18 protein-coding genes are annotated in these 18,337 nt (G+C 72.7%); 9 read left to right on the forward strand and 9 right to left on the reverse strand.

Going from position 1 to position 18,337, the window contains the following annotated elements:
* The first annotated feature begins 23 nt into the window (after positions 1–23).
* Together RCO28_RS01965 and RCO28_RS01970 are read left to right on the forward strand one after the other, a co-directional pair.
* Positions 24–2,120 carry an NADPH-dependent 2,4-dienoyl-CoA reductase gene (locus tag RCO28_RS01965; protein ID WP_308939133.1) on the forward strand — a complete coding sequence of 699 codons (2,097 nt, stop codon included), beginning with the start codon at positions 24–26 and terminating at the stop codon, positions 2,118–2,120.
* A gap of 63 nt (positions 2,121–2,183) precedes the next feature.
* Positions 2,184–2,801, forward strand: a complete 618-nt coding sequence (locus tag RCO28_RS01970) for a PadR family transcriptional regulator (RefSeq protein ID WP_308939134.1) — start codon at positions 2,184–2,186, stop codon at positions 2,799–2,801.
* 4 nt (positions 2,802–2,805) lie between these two features.
* On the opposite strand, the gene RCO28_RS01975 is transcribed toward RCO28_RS01970, so the two are convergent.
* Positions 2,806–3,165: a hypothetical protein gene (locus RCO28_RS01975; RefSeq protein WP_308939135.1), complete on the reverse strand. Its 360-nt coding sequence runs from the start codon at positions 3,163–3,165 to the stop codon at positions 2,806–2,808.
* 105 nt (positions 3,166–3,270) lie between these two features.
* On the opposite strand from RCO28_RS01975, the gene RCO28_RS01980 reads away from it, so the two are divergent.
* Positions 3,271–3,501: a DUF2277 domain-containing protein gene (locus tag RCO28_RS01980; RefSeq protein ID WP_308939136.1), complete on the forward strand. Its 231-nt coding sequence runs from the start codon at positions 3,271–3,273 to the stop codon at positions 3,499–3,501.
* 63 nt (positions 3,502–3,564) lie between these two features.
* On the opposite strand, the gene RCO28_RS01985 is transcribed toward RCO28_RS01980, so the two are convergent.
* The gene (locus RCO28_RS01985) at positions 3,565–4,188 is read right to left on the reverse strand and encodes a VTT domain-containing protein (RefSeq protein ID WP_308939137.1); all 624 of its coding nucleotides are present in this window, start codon (positions 4,186–4,188) and stop codon (positions 3,565–3,567) included.
* A 269-nt stretch (positions 4,189–4,457) separates the two neighbouring features.
* Here RCO28_RS01985 and RCO28_RS01990 point away from each other — a divergent pair, with 269 nt between their 5' ends.
* On the forward strand, positions 4,458–5,009 hold the full coding sequence (locus RCO28_RS01990; protein WP_308939138.1) for a superoxide dismutase family protein: 552 nt from the start codon (positions 4,458–4,460) through the stop codon (positions 5,007–5,009).
* Here the strand turns inward: RCO28_RS01990 and RCO28_RS01995 are convergent.
* From RCO28_RS01995 to RCO28_RS02010, 4 genes are all read right to left on the reverse strand, one after another.
* On the reverse strand, positions 4,996–5,436 hold the full coding sequence (locus RCO28_RS01995) for a DoxX family protein (RefSeq protein ID WP_308939139.1): 441 nt from the start codon (positions 5,434–5,436) through the stop codon (positions 4,996–4,998). The genes RCO28_RS01990 and RCO28_RS01995 overlap by 14 nt on opposite strands.
* Positions 5,437–5,497: 61 nt before the next feature.
* A complete protein-coding gene (locus RCO28_RS02000; RefSeq protein WP_308939140.1) occupies positions 5,498–7,582 on the reverse strand; it encodes an FAD/NAD(P)-binding protein in 2,085 nt (694 codons plus the stop codon).
* Positions 7,583–7,866: 284 nt separating this feature from the next.
* A complete protein-coding gene (locus RCO28_RS02005) occupies positions 7,867–9,516 on the reverse strand; it encodes an alkaline phosphatase D family protein (RefSeq protein ID WP_308939141.1) in 1,650 nt (549 codons plus the stop codon).
* A 75-nt stretch (positions 9,517–9,591) separates the two neighbouring features.
* A complete protein-coding gene (locus RCO28_RS02010) occupies positions 9,592–10,278 on the reverse strand; it encodes an HNH endonuclease family protein (protein ID WP_308939142.1) in 687 nt (228 codons plus the stop codon).
* A 330-nt stretch (positions 10,279–10,608) separates the two neighbouring features.
* Here RCO28_RS02010 and RCO28_RS02015 point away from each other — a divergent pair, with 330 nt between their 5' ends.
* Together RCO28_RS02015 and RCO28_RS02020 are read left to right on the forward strand one after the other, a co-directional pair.
* Positions 10,609–11,190 (forward strand): TMEM165/GDT1 family protein, encoded by a 582-nt coding sequence (locus RCO28_RS02015; protein ID WP_308939143.1) that lies wholly within the window; start codon positions 10,609–10,611, stop codon positions 11,188–11,190.
* A 171-nt stretch (positions 11,191–11,361) separates the two neighbouring features.
* Positions 11,362–12,039, forward strand: coding sequence for an HAD-IA family hydrolase (locus tag RCO28_RS02020; RefSeq protein ID WP_308939144.1), 678 nt, complete (start codon positions 11,362–11,364; stop codon positions 12,037–12,039).
* A gap of 200 nt (positions 12,040–12,239) precedes the next feature.
* Here RCO28_RS02020 and RCO28_RS02025 read toward each other — a convergent pair whose 3' ends face one another.
* Complete coding sequence (locus RCO28_RS02025) at positions 12,240–13,163, reverse strand: peptidoglycan-binding protein (RefSeq protein WP_308939145.1); 924 nt, start codon at positions 13,161–13,163, stop codon at positions 12,240–12,242.
* Positions 13,164–13,351: 188 nt separating this feature from the next.
* On the opposite strand from RCO28_RS02025, the gene RCO28_RS02030 reads away from it, so the two are divergent.
* On the forward strand, positions 13,352–15,412 hold the full coding sequence (locus RCO28_RS02030) for an MDR family MFS transporter (protein ID WP_308939146.1): 2,061 nt from the start codon (positions 13,352–13,354) through the stop codon (positions 15,410–15,412).
* A gap of 185 nt (positions 15,413–15,597) precedes the next feature.
* Here RCO28_RS02030 and RCO28_RS02035 read toward each other — a convergent pair whose 3' ends face one another.
* Together RCO28_RS02035 and RCO28_RS02040 are read right to left on the reverse strand one after the other, a co-directional pair.
* The gene (locus RCO28_RS02035; RefSeq protein WP_308939147.1) at positions 15,598–16,089 is read right to left on the reverse strand and encodes a GNAT family N-acetyltransferase; all 492 of its coding nucleotides are present in this window, start codon (positions 16,087–16,089) and stop codon (positions 15,598–15,600) included.
* 83 nt (positions 16,090–16,172) lie between these two features.
* Entirely contained in the window at positions 16,173–16,514 is a 342-nt protein-coding gene (locus tag RCO28_RS02040; RefSeq protein WP_282535796.1) for an antibiotic biosynthesis monooxygenase, read from the reverse strand.
* A 165-nt stretch (positions 16,515–16,679) separates the two neighbouring features.
* Between RCO28_RS02040 and RCO28_RS02045 the strand changes: the two genes are divergently transcribed.
* Entirely contained in the window at positions 16,680–17,072 is a 393-nt protein-coding gene (locus tag RCO28_RS02045) for a hypothetical protein (protein ID WP_282535797.1), read from the forward strand.
* A 110-nt stretch (positions 17,073–17,182) separates the two neighbouring features.
* Positions 17,183–18,334: a serpin family protein gene (locus RCO28_RS02050; RefSeq protein ID WP_308939148.1), complete on the forward strand. Its 1,152-nt coding sequence runs from the start codon at positions 17,183–17,185 to the stop codon at positions 18,332–18,334.
* Positions 18,335–18,337 lie beyond the last annotated feature (3 nt).

Here is an 18,337-nt window from a genome sequence, read left to right on the forward strand (position 1 = left end):
CCGCACCCCACCAGGAGGCCCCGATGAGCCAGAGCACGAGCCGGCAGGCGAGCCCGACCGCGAGTCAGGGCCCGGGCTCCAGCCCGTACCCGCACCTGCTGCGGCCCCTCGACCTCGGGTTCACGACGCTGCCCAACCGCGTGATCATGGGCTCCATGCACGTCGGGCTCGAAGAGGCCGAGCGCGGCTTCGAGCGGATGGCGGCCTTCTACGCGGAGCGCGCGCGGGGCGGGGCCGGGCTCATCGTGACCGGCGGGATCGCCCCGAACGAGGCGGGCCGGCCGTGGGCGGGCGGGGCCAAGCTGACCACCGCCGATGAGGTCGCCCAGCACACGGTCGTCACCGAGGCCGTGCACGCGGCGGGCGGCCGGATCGCCATGCAGATCCTGCACTTCGGCCGGTACGCCTACCACGAGGACCTGGTCGCACCCAGCCCGATCCAGGCGCCGATCAGCCCCTTCGTACCGAACGAGCTGACGGACGACGAGGTCGAGCAGACCGTCGAGGACTTCGTGCGGGCCGCCGAGCTCGCCAAGGAGGCCGGGTACGACGGCGTCGAGATCATGGGCTCCGAGGGCTATCTCCTCAACGAGTTCATCGTCTCCGCCACCAACCACCGCACCGACCGCTGGGGCGGCTCGTACGAGAACCGGATCCGGTTCCCCCTCGAGATCGTGCGGCGCACGCGCGAGCGGGTCGGGCCGGACTTCATCCTGATCTACCGGCTCTCCATGCTGGACCTGGTGCCGGGCGGCTCGACCTTCGACGAGGTCGTCGCCCTCGCCCGGGAGATCGAGGCCGCGGGCGCCACGATCATCAACACCGGCATCGGCTGGCACGAGGCGCGCATCCCGACCATCGCGACGTCCGTGCCGCGCGGCGCCTACGCGTGGGTGACGAAGAAGGTCATGGGCGCGGTGTCCGTGCCACTGGTCACCAGCAACCGCATCAACACCCCTGAGATCGCCGAGCAGTTGCTGGCCGACGGGCACGCCGACCTGGTCTCGCTCGCCCGGCCGTTCCTCGCCGACCCGGAGTTCGTGGCCAAGGCGCGCGAGGGCCGCGCCGAGGCCATCAACACCTGCATCGGCTGCAACCAGGCCTGCCTGGACCACACCTTCAACCTGCAGATCACCTCCTGTCTGGTGAACCCGCGGGCCTGCCACGAGACCGAGCTGGTCCTCGAACCGGTCCTGGAGGTCCGCCGCCGCAAGCGCATCGGCGTCGTCGGCGCCGGGCCCGCCGGGCTCGCCTTCGCCGTGTCGGCCGCCGAGCGCGGGCACGAGGTCACACTCTTCGACGCCGCGGACCAGATCGGCGGCCAGCTCAACCTGGCCCGCAAGGTCCCCGGCAAGGAGGAGTTCGACGAGACCATCCGCTACTTCCGTACCCAGCTCGAACTGCGGGGCGTGGACGTCCGGTTGAACACCCGCGTCACCGCCGAGGAGCTGACCTCCGGTGCGTACGGCGCGACGTACGACGAGATCGTGATCGCCGCCGGCGTCAGCCCGCGCACCCCGGAGATCCCGGGCGTCGACCACCCGCGCGTCCTCAGCTATCTCGATGTGCTGCGGGACGGCGCCGAGGTGGGCGAGCGCGTCGCGATCGTCGGCGCGGGCGGCATCGGCTTCGACGTCGCGGAGTTCCTCACCGACGGCGGTGACAAGGCGAGCCTGAACCCTCAGACGTACTTCGCGCAGTGGGGCGTCGACATGGACTACCGCGACCGGGGCGGCCTTCGCGCGCCCGAGCGGCCCGCGCCGCCGCGTCAGGTGCACCTGCTGCAGCGCAAGGCGAGCAAGGTCGGCGCCGGGCTCGGCAAGACCACCGGCTGGATCCACCGCACCGAACTGCGCCACCGCGGCGTCACGATGCTCGCCGGAGTGTCCTACGAGCGGATCGACGACGCGGGCCTGCACATCGGCGTCGACGGTGCCACCCAGGTCCTCGACGTGGACACGGTGGTGCTCTGCGCCGGCCAGGAGCCGCGCCGCGAGCTGTACGACGCACTCCTTGCCGTGGGGCAGTCCGTGCACGTCATCGGGGGTGCCGACGTGGCAGCCGAGCTGGACGCGAAGCGCGCGATCAAGCAGGGCACGGAGCTGGCGGCGACGGTCTGAGGCCGCCTCTTCCGCTGGGGAGAGGGGCCGGGGCCTGCTGCGCGTACTCCTTAGGATGCGGACATGTCGCTCCCGCATGCCATCCTCACCGCCCTTCTGGAGAAGCCCTCGTCAGGCCTCGAACTGACCCGTCGTTTCGACAAGTCCATCGGCTACTTCTGGTCCGCGACGCATCAGCAGATCTACCGCGAGCTCGGCAAGCTGGAGGACGCCGGACTGATCCGCGCCCTGCCGTCACCGCAGCCGACCCGGGGGCAGCGCAAGGCGTACGAAGTGCTGCCCGCCGGGCGTGCGGAACTCACGGCCTGGGTCGGCAAGGAGGAGGACCCGAAGCCGATCCGCTCCGCCCTTCTGCTGCGGATGCGCGCCGCCGCCGTGGTCGGCCCGCAGGGCCTGGAGGTTGAGCTGAACCGCCATCTCGCCCTGCATCAGGAGCAGTTGAAGGAGTACGAGCAGATCGAGGAGCGGGACTTTCCGGCCGGGCGTGACGGTGCGGAGGACCGGCTGCGGCATCTGGTGCTGCGCGGCGGCATCGAGCTTGAGACGTTCTGGATCGGCTGGATTGCGGAAGCGCTCGCCACCGTGGGGAAACTGTCCGAGGCGTCCGAGGCGTCCGAGGCGTCCGAGGCGTCCGAGGCGTCCGAGACGCCCGGGGTGCCCGAGGCGTCCGAGCAGGGCTGAGCGCTCAGGCTCCCGCGCCCGCCGCTGCCGCCTCGCCCGGCTCGTCCCGTATGTGCTTGAGGCGCATCCGGCCGTCCACGAGCTCGGGGCCGGTGAACGCGTACCAGTACCGATGGCAGGTCACGAACACCGCCAACTCCCGCTCCCGCTGCCGGAGTTTCTCCACCTCCGCCTGCTCGTCGGCGCTCCAGCCCGGGGAGGCGGGACGCTCCACCTTGCGCCAGCCGGCTATGTCACTGAAGCCGTCGAGGGGCGTGACCGACCAGGGGAGCCGCTTGAGCAGAGCCAGGAGCTCGGCCCGGACCTGATGCAGCTCCTCCTGACCTGCGAGGAGGTCTTCGGGGAATTCAAAGGTCTCAGCCACGACCGCAATGCTACGCCTGTTCGAATTGCGGAAGCGAGGTCCGCCGCCCCAGACTCACCCGAACGTGTGTTCCCGGATCGACCCTCGTTGCTGCAGACTGTCCGTATGTGCCGAAGCATCAAGACCCTCCGCCCGCCGGCCATCCCCGAAGAGGCCACCGAGGACGAAGTGCGCGCCGCCGCCCTGCAGTACGTCCGCAAGGTCTCCGGCTTCCGTGCGCCCGCGGCCCACAACCGCGAGGTGTTCGACCGGGCCGTGGACGCGGTGGCGCTCGCGACGCAGGAACTCCTCGACGACCTGGTCGTGCGCGGCCAGAGACAGGGCATCGGCGGGTAAGGCCTCAGCGGACCGGGCCCCCGCGGTGGGCGCCTCTGGGGTGGACGCCCAGTGGCCAGAGGTTCAGTGCGTGCGCGGTCGGCGTACCAAATATGCCGCGCCCGTGCCCGCCACGAAGAGCGCGAGCAGCGAGACGCCCATGGCGAGCCAGCCGGCGCCGAGCCACTGCCCGCCGAAGTAGCCGAGCCCGACGCTGTACGCGGCCCAGGTCACCCCGGCCGCCAGGGACCAGGGCAGGAACTCGCGGATCGCACGGTGCGTGGCGCCCGCGCCGAGCGAGACCACGGAGCGGCCCGCGGGCGCGAAGCGCGCGATGACGACGAGCACGCCACCGCCCTTGGCGAGCGCGGCGCCGAGGCGTTCCTGTGCAGCCGTGAGGCGGCGTGAGCGGGAGATCGCCCGGTCGAGGCGCTCGCCGCCACGCCAGGCGACGCGGTACGCGGCGAGGTCGCCGACCACGGAGGCCAGGGCCGCGCAGGCGCCGAGCATCAGCAGGTCGGGCACCTGATGCGCCATCCGATCGGCGGCGGCGCCCGCGGCGCCGGAGCCCGCGGCCGCGGCGGTGGCGGCCGTGATCACCAGGAGCCCGCTGGGCAGCAGCGGCAGGAAGACGTCGAGGACGATGGAGGCCGCCACCACGGCATAGATCCAGGGGCTGCCGGTCAGCGACCCCACACTCTCGAGCACCCGTACTCCCCTACTCGCCTACTCCCCGGAGGGCCTGCACAGAAGCTGCGCCGCTGTGTCGCGGGGAGCGGCAGGGGCGGCCTGTCAGACAGCTGTACAGCGTACGCCTGGCACTTCGGGAGGATTCCGGCGGGTGCCTCTCCCGCCCGTCGTACGCCTCGGCGAGCGTTCACCCGCGTGCCGCTCCTGGTGCGGCACGCGGCGCCGGCTTCCCGTACGAACGAGAAGTACGGAACGAGAACGAGCGCGTGAGGGTGAGGAGCAGGGCGATGGTGGCAGGGATGGTTGCCGCGGTGAGCGCGGCGGCGGTGTTGATGACGGGGGGTGGCCCGGTTGCGGGCGATGCCGAAGTGGTGCGTGCCGAGGCGGACTTCGCGCCGCCGAGCGCGTTCATCGAGTCCGACGCGAAGACGTACGACACGAAGCTGGTGCCGGCGGGCGCGCACATCAGGGTGGTCCAGGTCGCGCGGGACGCGGGCAACCTCGTGACGCTGCAGGTCGACGGCCTGAAGGCGAACCGGGCGTACGGCGTGCACGTCCATCAGAAGCCGTGCGGCCCGCGGCCCGAGGACGCGGGCGGTCACTACCAGCACCGCAAGGACCCGGTGCAGCCCTCCACGAACCCGGCGTATGTGAATCCGCGCAACGAGGTGTGGCTGGACTTCACCACGGACGGGCGCGGCAGCGGGTACGCGGCCGCCCGGCAGGGGTGGGAGTTCCGTCCCGGGGAGGCCGCCTCGGTCGTCCTGCACCGCGAACAGGGCGGTGCAGGAGACCGGTTGGCGTGCTTCAGCGTGCCGTTCGCGCCTACGCGGGCGTGAGGTCGGCCTCGGTCCGGCCGGACTTGTCGGCCGTGGTGCTGCCGCGGCCGATCAGCCGGTCGAGACCGAAGGCGCCGGAGCCGGTGAAGACGAGCAGCAGGAAGGCCCAGCAGAACATCGCGGCGCTCTCACCGCTGTTCTCCAGCGGCCACAGTCCCATGGACTGGTGCACGGAGAAGTAGGCGTACGCCATCGAGCCGGAGGCGAGGAACGCGGCCGGGCGGGTGCCGAGGCCGATCGTCACCAGGGCGCCGCAGACCAGCTCGATCAACCCGGCGAAACCGCTGGGCCAGCTGATCGGGTCGGTCGTCTTCTCGCCGAGGACGCCGAAGAGTTTGGCGGCGCCGTGGCAGGTGAAGAGCAGGCCGGTCACGATGCGGAACAGCCCCAGGGCGTACGGCTGTGCGCTGTTGAGGCGGTCGTTCATGGGGGACTCCTTCGTTCGGTCAGGGGACGGCAACCGATCGGAGGCCACAGGTTAGGCAGACCTAATCAATACTTGCAAGTTCAACATTCGGTCGTTCGCCGCGCCCCGCCGCCGCCCCAGCCGGAGATTCCGCTTCCGCCTGGGGCCCCGCTTCCGCCTGGGGCCCCGCCTCCGCGCCCGAAGCGGTGCGCAACACCGCGCGTGCCACCGCGTCCGCATCCGAGAGGGTCACCGAGTCGACCCCCGGTCGCGCTCCCGCCGCGGTCACCCAGTGCACGCCCTCCGTGGGGACGCCCACCGCGAACCGCCGGGGATGCGGTCGGCCGCCACGGTCCACGACCCGGTACGGGCGAGGTGTCACATCGAGGCCGCCGGTCTCGTAGCCGTCGACCACATGCTGCCTGCAGCCCCCCGCCCTCAACAGCTCCGCGAGCAGCGCATCACCCGTACGCCGAAGATCCGCTTCCGGAAGGCGGGCCTCGATCAGCGTCGTGGCGCGCACCGAGGAATCGGGAACATCGGGGGAGTGCGCCACGAACCCGTCCGCCTCGGCACGCACCTCCATGCGCGGGCCGACCACCTCCAGCACGCCCGCCTCCACGAGCGCCGTCATCTCCTCGATCCGGCGGCGCGGCGGGCCGATGGACAGGAACGCGTTCAGGGGCGTGTACCAGCGGTCCAGGTGCTCGCGTCGTGACCGCCCGCCGATGCCCCGGTGGTCCACGACGAGGCGCAGCTCGTTGCGCAGATCACGCAGCACGTCGAGCGCCGCCTTGGCCGGGCCCGACACATTGCCGAGCGCGGCCTGCGCGGCGTCCTCGCGCAGATGCCCGAGCAGCCAGGCCCGAAAGTCCTCCGGCCCGCCGAACTCCACCCCGTCGTACGGGCGGGCGATCCGCTCCCAGGACCAGCGCCCGGCCGCGTCGAAACCGAACGCGTCGAGCACGTCCGCCTCCTGGTCCGAGCCGTGCGCCGAGCCGAGGAAGCGCTCGCGGAACGGCTCGGTGGGCCGGCCGGCGGCGCGCAGCCGCGCCTCGTAGTGGACCGTCTCGACCTCTTTCGCGACCAGGGGCCAGATCTCGGCCAGGAAGTCCGGCGGATCGCCGTCGGCGGCGCGTTTGCGGAAGCCCTCGATCACGGTGCCGGTGAGCACGAGCGGTTCGTGCCGGCCGTACGCGCCCTTCTCGTTGTCGCCGCGCGCCTGGTACGGGACGCCGCGCCGCGAACCCGCGTACAGCCTCGGCTCCCGGCCCGAGGGCAGATAGCTGAGGCCGCCCCGCGGTCCGGGCACGTAGCGGCCGCCACGACCGGAGGTCAACAGGGCTATGTGGTCGAAGAAGTTGAGGCCGAGCCCGCGCAGCAGTACCGGGGCGCCGGGTTCGAGCGCGGACAGGTCGAGGTCGGCCGGGTTGGCGGGCTGGACGTAGCGCAGACCGTGGCGCCGCGCGTGGTCCGCGAGCCGTCGCTGTGCCGGTCCGGGGGTGGCCGGGAGGTGGCCCTGGGCGAGGACGACGGCGTGCAGGCCGGTCAGTTCGGTGCCGTCGGAGAGGGTGAGGCGCTGGCCGCCGGGGTCGAGGGGGCCCGGCGGGGGGCCGTCGTCGTGGCGCTGTCGGGGGAGCTGCGGGGCGCCGGCCGTCGGACCGGCCGGGTCCGCCGCTTCCGTGAGCCGGACCGCGCGGGCCCGGTGGACCTCGACGCGGACCTGTTCGGGGGCCCGGCGCAGCACCTCGGCGAAGACCCACTCCAGGTAACGGCCGTACCGCGCGCGGGTCGGGTAGTCGTCAGGGCCGAGGGGCCGCCGCTCTTCCGAGGAGTCGCCGCCCGGCCGTGTGCCGTCGAGCGTCTCGGGGTGCGCGGAGGCCCACTCGTACAGGCTCGGCCCCCGGCGTATCGGTCCCTCGCAGGTCACGCTCGGGTCCGTGAAGAGGGTGACCTGGGAGGCGACGGTGTTCATCAGGAGCTCGTCGGACTGCGCGGCCCGCCACACCTGCCCCGCGCCGGGCGGAGCCGGATCCACCATGTGCACCGTGAGCCGGGCGCCCGGAGGCAGGAGTTCCGAGGCCGACGCACACAGCCGTTCCAGGACGCTGGTGCCACGCGGCCCCGCGCCGACGACGGCGACGGAGAGATGTGCAGTCGCGGACAAAGGTGCAACTCCCGGGGCGGATGGGCGAAATGTGGCTCCTGCGACCACCGCCACCCGTGTCCTGGAAGCGGATCGTCCGGCTCATCATGCCGCCGGATCCGGATCTGTCGAACCCCTGGACGAGCCAACCCCCACCGGTGTGGGCCGGATCACGCCACCCACACACCCCCTCCGCCACAGGCGCCACCAGCCCCACACACGCCCGCACACCCCGTCCCGTAAGGGCGTACCGGAGTCTCGTCACGCAGAAGGGCTCGCCCCGTCACGTACGGACAGCCGCCGGCTCACGTCGAGATGGCCGAGTCCCGCACCCTCTCCAGGCGTGCGGAGCCACCCCGCACCGGGCGGGCCCGGTCGAGGGCGAGGGTTCCCGAACGGCCGCGCAGCGTCAGCGTCATGAGGTGGTTGCCGAACCACGGGCCGTCCGTCCGGCGCCAGTCGACCTTCGCGCGGGCCGTGCGGCCGTGCCGGGCGAAGCGGCGGCCGAGGGCGCGCCCGACCCGGCTCCAGCCGAAGCGGAAGCCGAGCCGTATCGCCGGATGGATGGAGTTGTGCATCGGCGAGCAGGTCAGCTGGAGCACCCGCACGTCCGGTCGCGGCCCCTCGCCGCGCGGCCAGGTCGGCTCCGCCAGGTACGCGTGGTGGACGTCGCCGGAGAGGACGCAGACGGAGGCCGGGGCGTCGGGGCCGCTGCCCGCCTCGGCGATCAGGTCGGTCAGGGCGGCGAACGACTCGGGGAACGCCGGCCAGTGCTCCAGATCGCTGCGGCGGCGCAGGTCCTCCGCGAACCTGGCCCAGCGCGGGCCGCGTTCACCGCGCGCGAGGGCCGCGTTCCAGCCCTCCACGTCGTGCACGAGGTGCGGAAGCAGCCAGGGCAGCGAGGTGCCGATCAGCAGGTGGTCGTAGGAGCCCGGCGCGTCCAGGGCCTGGTCGCGCAGCCAGTGGGCCTCGTCCGCGTCGAGCATCGCGCGCCCCGACTCGTCCAGGACCCGCGCCGCCCGGGTGTCCACCATCAGCAGGCGCACGCGGCCGAAGTCGCGCCGGTAGCTCCAGCGAGTGCTCGCCGGGTCGGCGTCCGCGCGGGTGGCGAAGGCGCGCAGCGCGTCCGTACCGTCGGCGCTCGCGCGGACCGCCGCGTACACCGGGTCGGACGCGAGCTCGGACGGCGGGAGATTGCCCAGGTGCTGGTAGACCCAGTACGACATCAGGCCGCTGAGGATGCGCTCGTTCCACCACGGCGTGGCCCGCATCTCGGCGACCCAGGCGGCGCTGGTGTTCCAGTCGTCGATCACGTCGTGGTCGTCGAAGATCATGCAGCTGGGCACCGTGGAGAGCAGCCAGCGCACCTCCGGGTCGAGCCAGGACTCGTCGTAGAGGTGGGCGTACTCCTCGTAGTCCGCGACCTGGTCGCCCGGAGGCTCGTTCAGGTCGCGGCGTTCGGCGAGCCACTGCCGGGTCGCCTGCGAGACCATGTCCGCGTACACCTGGTCGCCGAGCAGCACCAGGACGTCGGGCCGCTGCGCCTGCGGGGCGGCGGCGAGCCGGACGGCCAGGGTGTCCAGGGCGTCCGGGCCCATCGGGTCCTTCTCGCCGGTCGGTGAGATCGCCCACCGGCAGGAGCCGAAGGAGACCCGCACCTCCTCGGCCGGTTCCGCAGGCGTGCGGATCGTGGAGGGCGGGAAGGGCGAGGCGTCGAGCGGCCAGACACGGTGGCCGTCGAGGAGCACCTCGTACGCCGTCTCCGTGCCCGGCTCCAGGCCCTCGACCGGGACCAGGGCGTAGTGGTGGCCGGCGATCCGGAACGTGTGCGTCGAGCCCTTCGCGCCGTCGGCGCAGCGCACCTCGGCCGTGCACGGCCGGTCCGACTCGACCCACACGGTCGCCGTCGACCCGTCCACATAGCGCAGCAGCGGTCCCAGGCGCAGCCCGGCCATCCGATCACTCTCCTCCGTCGTCCCCGTACGGTACGGAACGACGGAGGGGAGCGGGGAGGTTCCGACTGTTGCAGGTCAGCAACCGTTGAGGATGCCCTCCAGGGCCTGCTTCTCGGCGCTGTCCACGGTCATGTCGTAGTGGTGCTTCACGTCCACCCACATCCGGGCGTACATGCAGTTGTACGAGGACTCCGGAGGCAGCCACTCCGCCGGGTCCCGGTCGCCCTTGGACTGGTTGACGTTGTCGGTGACGGCGATCAGCTGCGGCCGGGTCAGGTCATTGGCGAAGCCCTCGCGCCGGTCCGTGGTCCAGGACGAGGCCCCGGACTTCCAGGCCTCGGAGAGCGGGACGAGGTGGTCGATGTCGACGTCGCCGGACGCCGTCCAGGTCGCCCCGTCGTACTCGGAGAACCAGCTGCCCGACGTGGCCGCGCAGCTGGAGTCCTGCTCGACGTTCTCGCCGTCGCGCTTCAGGACGACCTCGCGGGTGTTGCAGGCGCCCTCCTGGGTGCTCCAGTGCGGGAACTTCTCGCGGCTGTATCCGTCCGACGATCCCTCGGCCCGCTCGGTCAGCTGCCCCAGGTACGTCCGGGCGGTGGCCGCGTCGACCGGGGTCGGCGGGGCGGCCTGTGCGGGCGTGCCGGTCAGCAGTGCGGTGGCCGTGACGAGTCCGGCGGCCGAGGCGAGCACGGCGATCCGGCGGGGGCTGAGGAGAGGGCTGCGGTGCGCGGCGGTGCGTCGACGCGCGTAGACGCCTGACATGCGAACTCCCTTGAGGTGGGGGGATGTTGGCCGTTCCGGGCCAGGCCAGGGTGGCGCTCCGGGGTGTCCGTGGGGTGAGCGCCGAATGACAGGGTCCCGTCAATGGCGCGCACACATCAAGACTTCTGGCGGAACGTCACCGGGGCGTGGCCGTAAGGGAGTTGGGTCATAACAGGGTGTTTCGCCTGATAGCGGGTGCGGTCGATTCCGGATTCGGGGGAGGAGGGGTCCCGTAGGCTGGAGGTGCGGGCGCGGCCCGGCGTGGCGGCCGTGGGCGAGCCCTTCGTGCCCGACCAGGCCGGACCTTCGTGCCTGACCGATTGAGGACCCTTGATCAGCTTCAGCGTCACGGCGCTCGTGTTCGGCGTCGTCCTCCTCGCCGAGCTCCCCGACAAGACGGCGCTCGCCGGGCTCGTGCTCGGCACCCGCTATCGCGCCTCGTACGTCTTCGCCGGGGTCGCCGCTGCGTTCGTGGTGCACGTCGCGCTCGCCATCGCGGCCGGCAGTGTCCTCACGCTGCTGCCCCACCGGATCGTCCAGGCGCTCACCGGCGTGCTCTTCCTCGGCGGCGCGCTGATCCTCCTGATGAAGAAGGACGAGGACGAGGAGCGCATCCGGCAGCCCGAGAACCAGGGCTTCTGGAAGGTCTCACGCGCGGGATTCATGCTGATCCTGGTCGCCGAGTTCGGCGATCTCACCCAGATCATGACGGCCAACCTCGCCGCCCGCTACGACGATCCGCTCTCGGTCGGCCTGGGTGCGGTGCTCGCCCTCTGGACAGTCGCCGGAATCAGCATCCTCGGGGGGCAGGCGCTGATGAAGCGCGTACCGCTGCGGCTCGTCACCAAGGTCGCCGCGATGGCCATGCTCGCCCTCGCCGGATTCAGTCTGTACGAGGCCGTGGCGCCGTGACCTGCACTGACGCCGCTCGGGCGGGCGGGCCGGTGCCGGAATCGGGCAGGGCGGTGGCGTGCACCCGCCCCTTTTTTGTATCGTGTGGGAACAAAGTGGTTCCCGCCTGTTCTCCCTGACCGGCGGGCGGGGCCCTTTGACTCTTCTGCCGCCCCGCCCAGGAGCATGCCGATGACGGCCACGCCCACCACCGTTCTGACCGCCCGCGCGCTCCTGCTCGACATGGACGGCACGCTGGTCAACTCCGACGCCGTGGTGGAGCGCTGCTGGCGCCGCTGGTCCGAGCGGCACGGCCTCGACTTCGACGAGGTCATCAAGGTCGTCCACGGCCGCCAGGGCTACGCCTCCATGGCCGTGCTCCTGCCCGAGCGCCCCATGGCCGAGAACTACGCGGAGAACCGCGAGATGCTCGCGCAGGAGACCGCCGACGTCGAAGGCGTCGTCCCGATCGGCGGCGCCCCCGCGTTCATGGCCTCCCTCGCCGCGCTGCCGCACGCCCTGGTCACCTCGGCCGACACCGCACTCGCGAAGGCCCGCATGGGCGCCGCCGGACTCGACATGCCCCTCGTCCAGGTCACCGCCGAGTCCGTGGGCGCGAGCAAGCCGGACCCCGAGGGCTTCCTCAAGGGCGCCGCCGAACTCGGCGTCGACCCCGCCGACTGCCTCGTCTTCGAGGACTCCGAGGCCGGAATCGCCGCAGGCCGCGCGGCCGGCATGCGCGTCGTGGGCGTCGGACCGCGCGCCGCCGCGTTCGGCCCCGACGTCCACGTCCTCGACCTGCGCCAGATCGCCGTCGAGGCGGCGGGGGACGGGTCGGGGGAGCTGCGGGTCCGCGTTCACGGGGCCTGATCCGCGGCTGGTGCGGGCGGAGTCCGCTCGGCCTGCGGGATCACGGTCGGGCGACGCGTTCCGTGGTCCGCCTGCGGTTGTCAGCGGTGGGTCCCGCCTGCTGCCGTCGGCTTCGGGTTGTCAGCGGGGCGTCCCGCCTGCTGCCGTCGGCTTCGGGTTGTCAGCGGTGGGTCCCGCCTGCTGCTGTCGGCTTCGGGTTGTCAGCGGTGGGTCCCGCCCGCTGCCGTCGGCTCCCGCGTCTCCGCCTCCAGTGCCTTGCGCGTCCGAGGCCCGTACACACCCTGCGGGTCGCCCTTGATCCCCTCCGCGTACTGGTAGCGCGTCACCGCGTCCTCGACCAGTACGTCATAACTCCCGTGCGTCGGGCCCGCGTAGAAGTACCGCTGCCTGAGCCGGTCCTGCAGTTCACGCACCTCGGGGCCCTCGTCGCCCGCCCGCAGGACCGGCGCCTGCGGTGACCTCGGCGTGCCGACCGAACCCGTCGCGGAAGCGGTGGGCGGGGCCGACGTGACGGGTGCGGTCCGGGTCGGCGGCCCCGAGCGCGTCGGCCGCTCCGCCCCCGAACGCGACGCGGTGGCCGCGGCTTTCGGCGACGCGGACGGCGTGTGCGTACGCGTCGGGGCCGATGTCGTCGTACGGGACGGAGCCGAGGTGGTCGTGCGGTGGTCCGGGAGTGCTTGCCGGCGGTCGGGTTCGCCGGAGAGCAGGGCCGTTGCCGTGGCCGTCACGGCGATCACGGCGAGGGCCGCGCCTGCGGCGGTGAGCAGGGCCGTACGACGGGGGCGGCGCCGGACCTCGGTCGGGGTGTCGCCTGTCGCGCGGGGCAGGGGTGCGGTGGGGGTGCCGCCTGCCGGGCGGGGCGGAAGCGAGGTGGGGGTGGGTGTCGGGGGCGTGGGGGGTGTCGGGGGTGCCGGGAAGGCGTCCCTGCCGTTCCCCTCGCCTTCGGGGGCGTCCGGCAACGACACGTAGGGCCGCAGCCGCAGCAGGTCGAAGTCCTCGGCGGCGGCCGCCTCCGCGGTGCGGGTGTCGCGCAGCGCGTCCGCCGTGCGCCGGGTGCAGCCGCAGGCCGGGCCGCCGTCCGCAGTTCGCGGCACACCGCACTGCGGGCAGTTGAGTGCGCTCACCGTCGGGTCCCCCTCCCTAAGGCATACCGGTGGCGATTATGCAGGGCCCCGGCCCCGCAGACAGGGCGTTCCCCGGCCACTCGACGGGCCGTAACCGGCCGAACCGCCCACGATGGAGGGTGGACGGGCCCCGTACGGGGGTCCCGGCCCCGGCGGCGGCTGCGCCGTAGCGGCCCGAGGAGGCGTCGATGACGACGACGGACAAGGCCGGCGGCACCCCGGCCGCACCCGGCGCGCAGCACGGTCACGGGAGCGTGCTCGTGTCCATCGGCGCCCTGCTGCTCGGCATGCTCCTCGCCGCCCTCGACCAGACCATCGTGTCCACCGCGCTGCCGACGATCGTCAGCGAACTCGGTGGCATGAAGCACCTGTCCTGGGTCGTCACCGCGTACATGCTGGCCTCGACCGCCGCCACCCCGCTCTGGGGCAAGCTCGGCGACCAGTTCGGGCGGAAGAAGCTCTTCCAGGCCGCGATCGTGATCTTCCTGATCGGCTCCGCCCTCTGCGGCATGGCCCAGAACATGCCGCAGCTCATCGGCTTCCGCGCGCTGCAGGGTCTCGGCGGCGGCGGTCTGATGGTGCTGTCGATGGCGATCGTCGGCGACCTCGTCCCGCCGCGCGAACGCGGCAAGTACCAGGGCCTGTTCGGCGCCGTCTTCGGTGCCACGAGCGTGCTCGGACCGCTGCTCGGCGGGCTCTTCGTCGACCACCTCTCCTGGCGCTGGGTGTTCTACGTCAACCTGCCCATCGGCGTCATCGCGCTCCTCGTCATCGCCGGTGCGCTGCACATCCCGGTGCGCTCGCAGCGGCACGTCATCGACTACCTGGGCACGTTCCTGATCGCCTCCGTCGCCACCTGCCTGGTCCTCGTCGCCTCGCTCGGCGGCACCACCTGGGCCTGGGGCTCGGCGCAGATCATCGGGCTCTCGGCGCTGGCCGTGGTGCTGCTCGTGGCGTTCGTCGCGGTGGAGCGCCGGGCTGCGGAACCGGTGCTTCCGCTGAAGCTGTTCCGGATCCGCACGTTCACGCTGTCCGCGGTGATCAGCTTCGTGATCGGCTTCGCGATGTTCGGCGCGATGACGTACCTGCCGACGTTCCTGCAGGTCGTGCACGGGGTCTCGCCGACCATGTCGGGCGTCCACATGCTGCCGATGGTGCTCGGCCTGCTGCTCTCGTCCACGGTCTCCGGGCAGATCGTCAGCCGCACCGGCCGGTGGAAGGTCTTCCCGGTCCTCGGCACCGCCGTCACCACGCTCGGGCTGCTGCTCCTGCACCAGCTCACGGAGACCAGCTCCACCTGGGAGATGAGCGCCTACTTCTTCGTCTTCGGCCTCGGCCTCGGCCTGGTCATGCAGGTCCTCGTCCTGATCGTGCAGAACTCCGTCTCGTACGAGGACCTAGGCGTCGCCACCTCCGGCGCCACCTTCTTCCGCTCCATCGGCGCCTCCTTCGGCGTCGCGATCTTCGGCACGGTCTTCGCGAGCCGCCTCGACGACAAGCTCACCGCCGCTCTCACCGGCCAGAACCTGCCGCCCGGCACCGTCGCGGGCCTGGAGGCCGACCCGCGGGCCATGACCCAACTCCCGCCCGATGTCCACCCGTTGGCGCTGCAGGCCTATTCGTCGGCGATCACCGATGTCTTCCTGTACGCGGCGCCGGTCGCCCTGGTCGCGTTCGCGCTGTCCTGGCTGCTCAAGGAGGACCGGCTGCGCGGCTCGGTCACCGCCCCGGAGATCACCGAGACCCTCGCCAGCAACCCCGTCGAGCGGTCCTCGCACGACGAGGTGATGCGCGCCCTGTCGGTCCTCGGCACGCGCGAGGGCCGCAAGGAGGTCTACGAGAAAATCACCGCACGCGCGGGGTACGACCTGCTCCCGGCGGCGAGCTGGATGCTCCTTCGCATCCAGAAGTACGGGGTCGTGGAACCGGCCCGGCTCGCCGAGCGCAGCGTCGTACCGCTGCTCGTGGTGCAGGCCGCCGCACGGCAGGTGGAGGAGCGGCACCTGGCCCTGCGCGAAGGGCTCGACCTGGTCCTCACCGACTCCGGGCGCGAGGTGGCGGGCCGCCTCGCCAAGGCCCGCGAGGAGTCCCTGGCCGAGTTGCTCGGCGACTGGTGGGGCCCGGAGCGGCCCACGGACCTGGCCCAGCTCGTCGAGGAGCTGAACGCGGAACTGTGCGGCTCCGACAGCGAGCGCCCGCACGACGGGGTGATGACGGAGATCGAGAAGCAGCGGGCGGGGCGGGGCTGACCTCCGGCCGGCCGGCGTCCCGGAGGTTCGGCACGCGCGCGTGGTGCTGGTTTCGGGCACCACGCGCGCGTGGTGGTCGTTTTCGGTGGTGGGGAGGGGGAGGGGGGTGGTGGGAGTGGCGCCGGCGGCGCGGCGGGCTCAGACCTGCTTGCCGTCCTGGGATCGGAGCCGCCTGCCGTCCGGGCTCAGAGCTGCTTGCCGTACCAGATCTCGCTGTACGGGCCGGACGCGTACGCCGGGATCTCCCGGAAGCCGTGCCGGGTGTAGAGCGCGCGTGCCTCCACCAGGTCGAGGCGGGTGTCGAGCACCAGCTCACGCGCCCCGAGGTCCCGCGCGGCCTCCTCGGCGGCCGTCATCAGGGCCGTGCCCCCGCCGCTGCCGCGCAGCGCGCCGTGCACGTACACCCGCTTCAGCTCGGCCCGCCCGGAGCCGAGGAGGCGCAGCCCCGCGCTGGCCCCCGGGACCTCGCCGTACCAGCCGACGAGGAGCGTGCCCGACGGCGGCGCCAGGTCGGAGCCGCCCTCCGCCGCGACGCCGCGCTCCAGCTCGCCGGGCGGTGTGCCGCGCCCGGTCTCGCGTACGTACCAGCGGTCGCTCACCTCGGTGTAGTACGCGCGCCAGAGCGCGGCCGCGGTGGCGGAGTCGTACGGCTCGGGCCTGACGGTCCAGGAAGTCATGGCCCGATCCTTGGCCGGTGGCACGCACGCGTGCAACGGGATTCCGGGGGCGTCGGGCGGCGCCCCCGGTCGGCACCGTCGGTTCAGGCCTGCTTCGGCGGGGCCTGCTGGACGACCTCGAAGGTCCACACCGTCGAACCGGTCGCCGCGGGCTTCGGGCGCTCGCCGCCCTCCGCCCCGCCCTCGGACCCGCCGCCCTGGTGAGCGGCCTTCATCGGGCCCTCCATCCAGGCCTGGAACGCGGCCTCGTCGCGCCAGCGCGTGTACACGAGGTACTGGTCGGTGCCCTCGAGCGGCTTGAGGAGCTCGAACCACTCGAAGCCGTCGGCGCTCTCCACGGTGCCCGCGCGGGCGGCGAAGCGCTTCTCCAGGACCTCGCGCTGCTCCTGCGGCACGGTCAGGGCGTTGATCTTCACGATGCTCATGGGGCCATCCTCTCGCAGGCCGCCCGCCCCACCGCACCCGTGTGCCCCGCGTCACGTACGCGGGAGGTGGCCGCGACCTATCATGCGGCGGCGCGCCCCACCGCGTCCCGATCCGGACGAGCCTCCCGACTCCCGGGAGGACACCGCGACTTGAAGGAGCCGTACGTGCTCGAACTCACCATGGCCTCGGTCTCGGCGGCGGACGCCGGCGCGACGGCGGGCATGCTCATGGCCGACGAGGACAGCGCGCCGGGCGCCGTGCTGCGCGTGGGCCGCGACGGTGCCGTCTGCCGGCTCGTACCGCCCGAGGACTGGCTGTTCGTGTCCCGCGCGCACCTGGAATTCCGCTGCGGCCCGGACCTGACGTGGAGCGTGAGCTGGCTGAAGGGCTCGCACCCGGACCCGTCGTCGCGGGTGCGCCTCGTCACCGGCGGCGTCACGCACGACCTGCCGTACGGCGGGAGCGTGGCGCTGCCCGCGGGCGGGTCCGGCGAGGTGGTCATCGAGGACAGAACCGGGCCGCGGAGCGTGAACGTGGGATTCCACCACGAGGTCTAGCGGGCCGCGTGTCACGCAATTCCCGCCGTGGCCCGGGCCCGAGGGCGATTGTCAGTGGGGCCTCGCATACTTGGCCGCACAAGTCGTCGATGGCGAACGGGGGATGAGTCATGGCCGAGCGGATCGAGCGGACCGAGCAGATCGAGAAGGTGCTGCCGGGGGCGGAGGTGCGTCGCCTGGCCGAGCGCTGGCTGCCGCATCTGGGCCGCGGCGGGACGGACTTCGCGTGTTCGCCCACGGGCCTGTGGCTGGCCCTGGCGTCCGTCGCGGCGGGGGCGAGGGGCGGGACGGCAGCGGAGTTGCGCGCGCTGCTCGGGGTCGCCGGTGAGGAGGCGGCCGGCGCGGTGACCGAGGGCGCGCGGGCCCTGGCGGGTACGGACGCCCTGGCCGTGGCCACGGGTGTGTGGAGCAGACTGCCGGTCTACCGCGCCTACCGCGAGGCGCTGCCCGACATCGGCTTCGGGCCGATGGACCCGGGCGGGATCGACGCATGGGTGGACCGCGCGACCGGCGGGCTCGTGCCCCGGCTTCCGGTGCGGATCACCGAGGCCACGCAGCTGGTGCTCGTCAACGCCCTTGCGCTGAAGGCGCGTTGGGCCGTCCCCTTCAAGGGCTCGGCGACGCGGCCGAAGCCGTTCACCGACGTGTCGGGGGCGGAGCACGAGGTCGCGACGATGCACGGTCCGGTGCCGAGCGGCCATGCCTGGGACGTGACGTCCACGGGCGCCGACGCGCGCGTGGTGGAGCTGGCCTGCGCGGCGCCCGCTGCGGAGAGTTCAGGAGCCTCGCCGTCGGCCTCCGCCAAGGTGAGGTTCGTGCTCGGGGCGCCCGGCGCGGAGCCCGCACAGGTGCTTCCGCTGGCCTGGGCACCCGCCGAGCAGCGCCGCCGGATCGACGCGAGCACGATCCAGGTCGCCCTGCCGAAGTTGTCGCTGCGCACCACCGTCGAGGCCCTGCGGCACCTGGAGGCGCTGGGTGTACGGCAGGCGTTCCGGGACTCCGCGGACTTCTCCGGCCTCTCACCGGAGGACATCGCCGTCTCTCAAGTCGTGCAGGAGACCGTCGTCAAGATCGCCGAGCAGGGCGTGGAGGCGGCCGCGGCGACGGTTGTGGCGATGCGCCTGGGCAGTGCCTACCGCCCGCCCACGGACATCGAACACATCGCGTACGACCGGCCCTTCGGCATAGTCGTCCTCGACGGCAGCGGCACGGTCCCGCTGTTCACCGCCTGGCAGGCACAGGCCCCGGCGGCCGACGGCTGATCC

The sequence above is a fragment of the Streptomyces sp. LHD-70 genome, from assembly GCF_031157275.1.
Classification (GTDB): domain Bacteria; phylum Actinomycetota; class Actinomycetes; order Streptomycetales; family Streptomycetaceae; genus Streptomyces.

Coding starts and splice junctions, on each gene's coding strand:
- RCO28_RS02050 (WP_308939148.1), top strand. CDS start 17,183: ATGGCCGAGCGGATCGAGCGGACCGAGCAGATCGAGAAGGTGCTGCCG.
- RCO28_RS02010 (WP_308939142.1), bottom strand. CDS start 10,278: ATGTCAGGCGTCTACGCGCGTCGACGCACCGCCGCGCACCGCAGCCCT.
- RCO28_RS01990 (WP_308939138.1), top strand. CDS start 4,458: ATGGTGGCAGGGATGGTTGCCGCGGTGAGCGCGGCGGCGGTGTTGATG.
- RCO28_RS01965 (WP_308939133.1), top strand. CDS start 24: ATGAGCCAGAGCACGAGCCGGCAGGCGAGCCCGACCGCGAGTCAGGGC.
- RCO28_RS02035 (WP_308939147.1), bottom strand. CDS start 16,089: ATGACTTCCTGGACCGTCAGGCCCGAGCCGTACGACTCCGCCACCGCG.
- RCO28_RS01995 (WP_308939139.1), bottom strand. CDS start 5,436: ATGAACGACCGCCTCAACAGCGCACAGCCGTACGCCCTGGGGCTGTTC.
- RCO28_RS02040 (WP_282535796.1), bottom strand. CDS start 16,514: ATGAGCATCGTGAAGATCAACGCCCTGACCGTGCCGCAGGAGCAGCGC.
- RCO28_RS01970 (WP_308939134.1), top strand. CDS start 2,184: ATGTCGCTCCCGCATGCCATCCTCACCGCCCTTCTGGAGAAGCCCTCG.
- RCO28_RS01980 (WP_308939136.1), top strand. CDS start 3,271: ATGTGCCGAAGCATCAAGACCCTCCGCCCGCCGGCCATCCCCGAAGAG.
- RCO28_RS02020 (WP_308939144.1), top strand. CDS start 11,362: ATGACGGCCACGCCCACCACCGTTCTGACCGCCCGCGCGCTCCTGCTC.
- RCO28_RS02030 (WP_308939146.1), top strand. CDS start 13,352: ATGACGACGACGGACAAGGCCGGCGGCACCCCGGCCGCACCCGGCGCG.
- RCO28_RS02005 (WP_308939141.1), bottom strand. CDS start 9,516: ATGGCCGGGCTGCGCCTGGGACCGCTGCTGCGCTATGTGGACGGGTCG.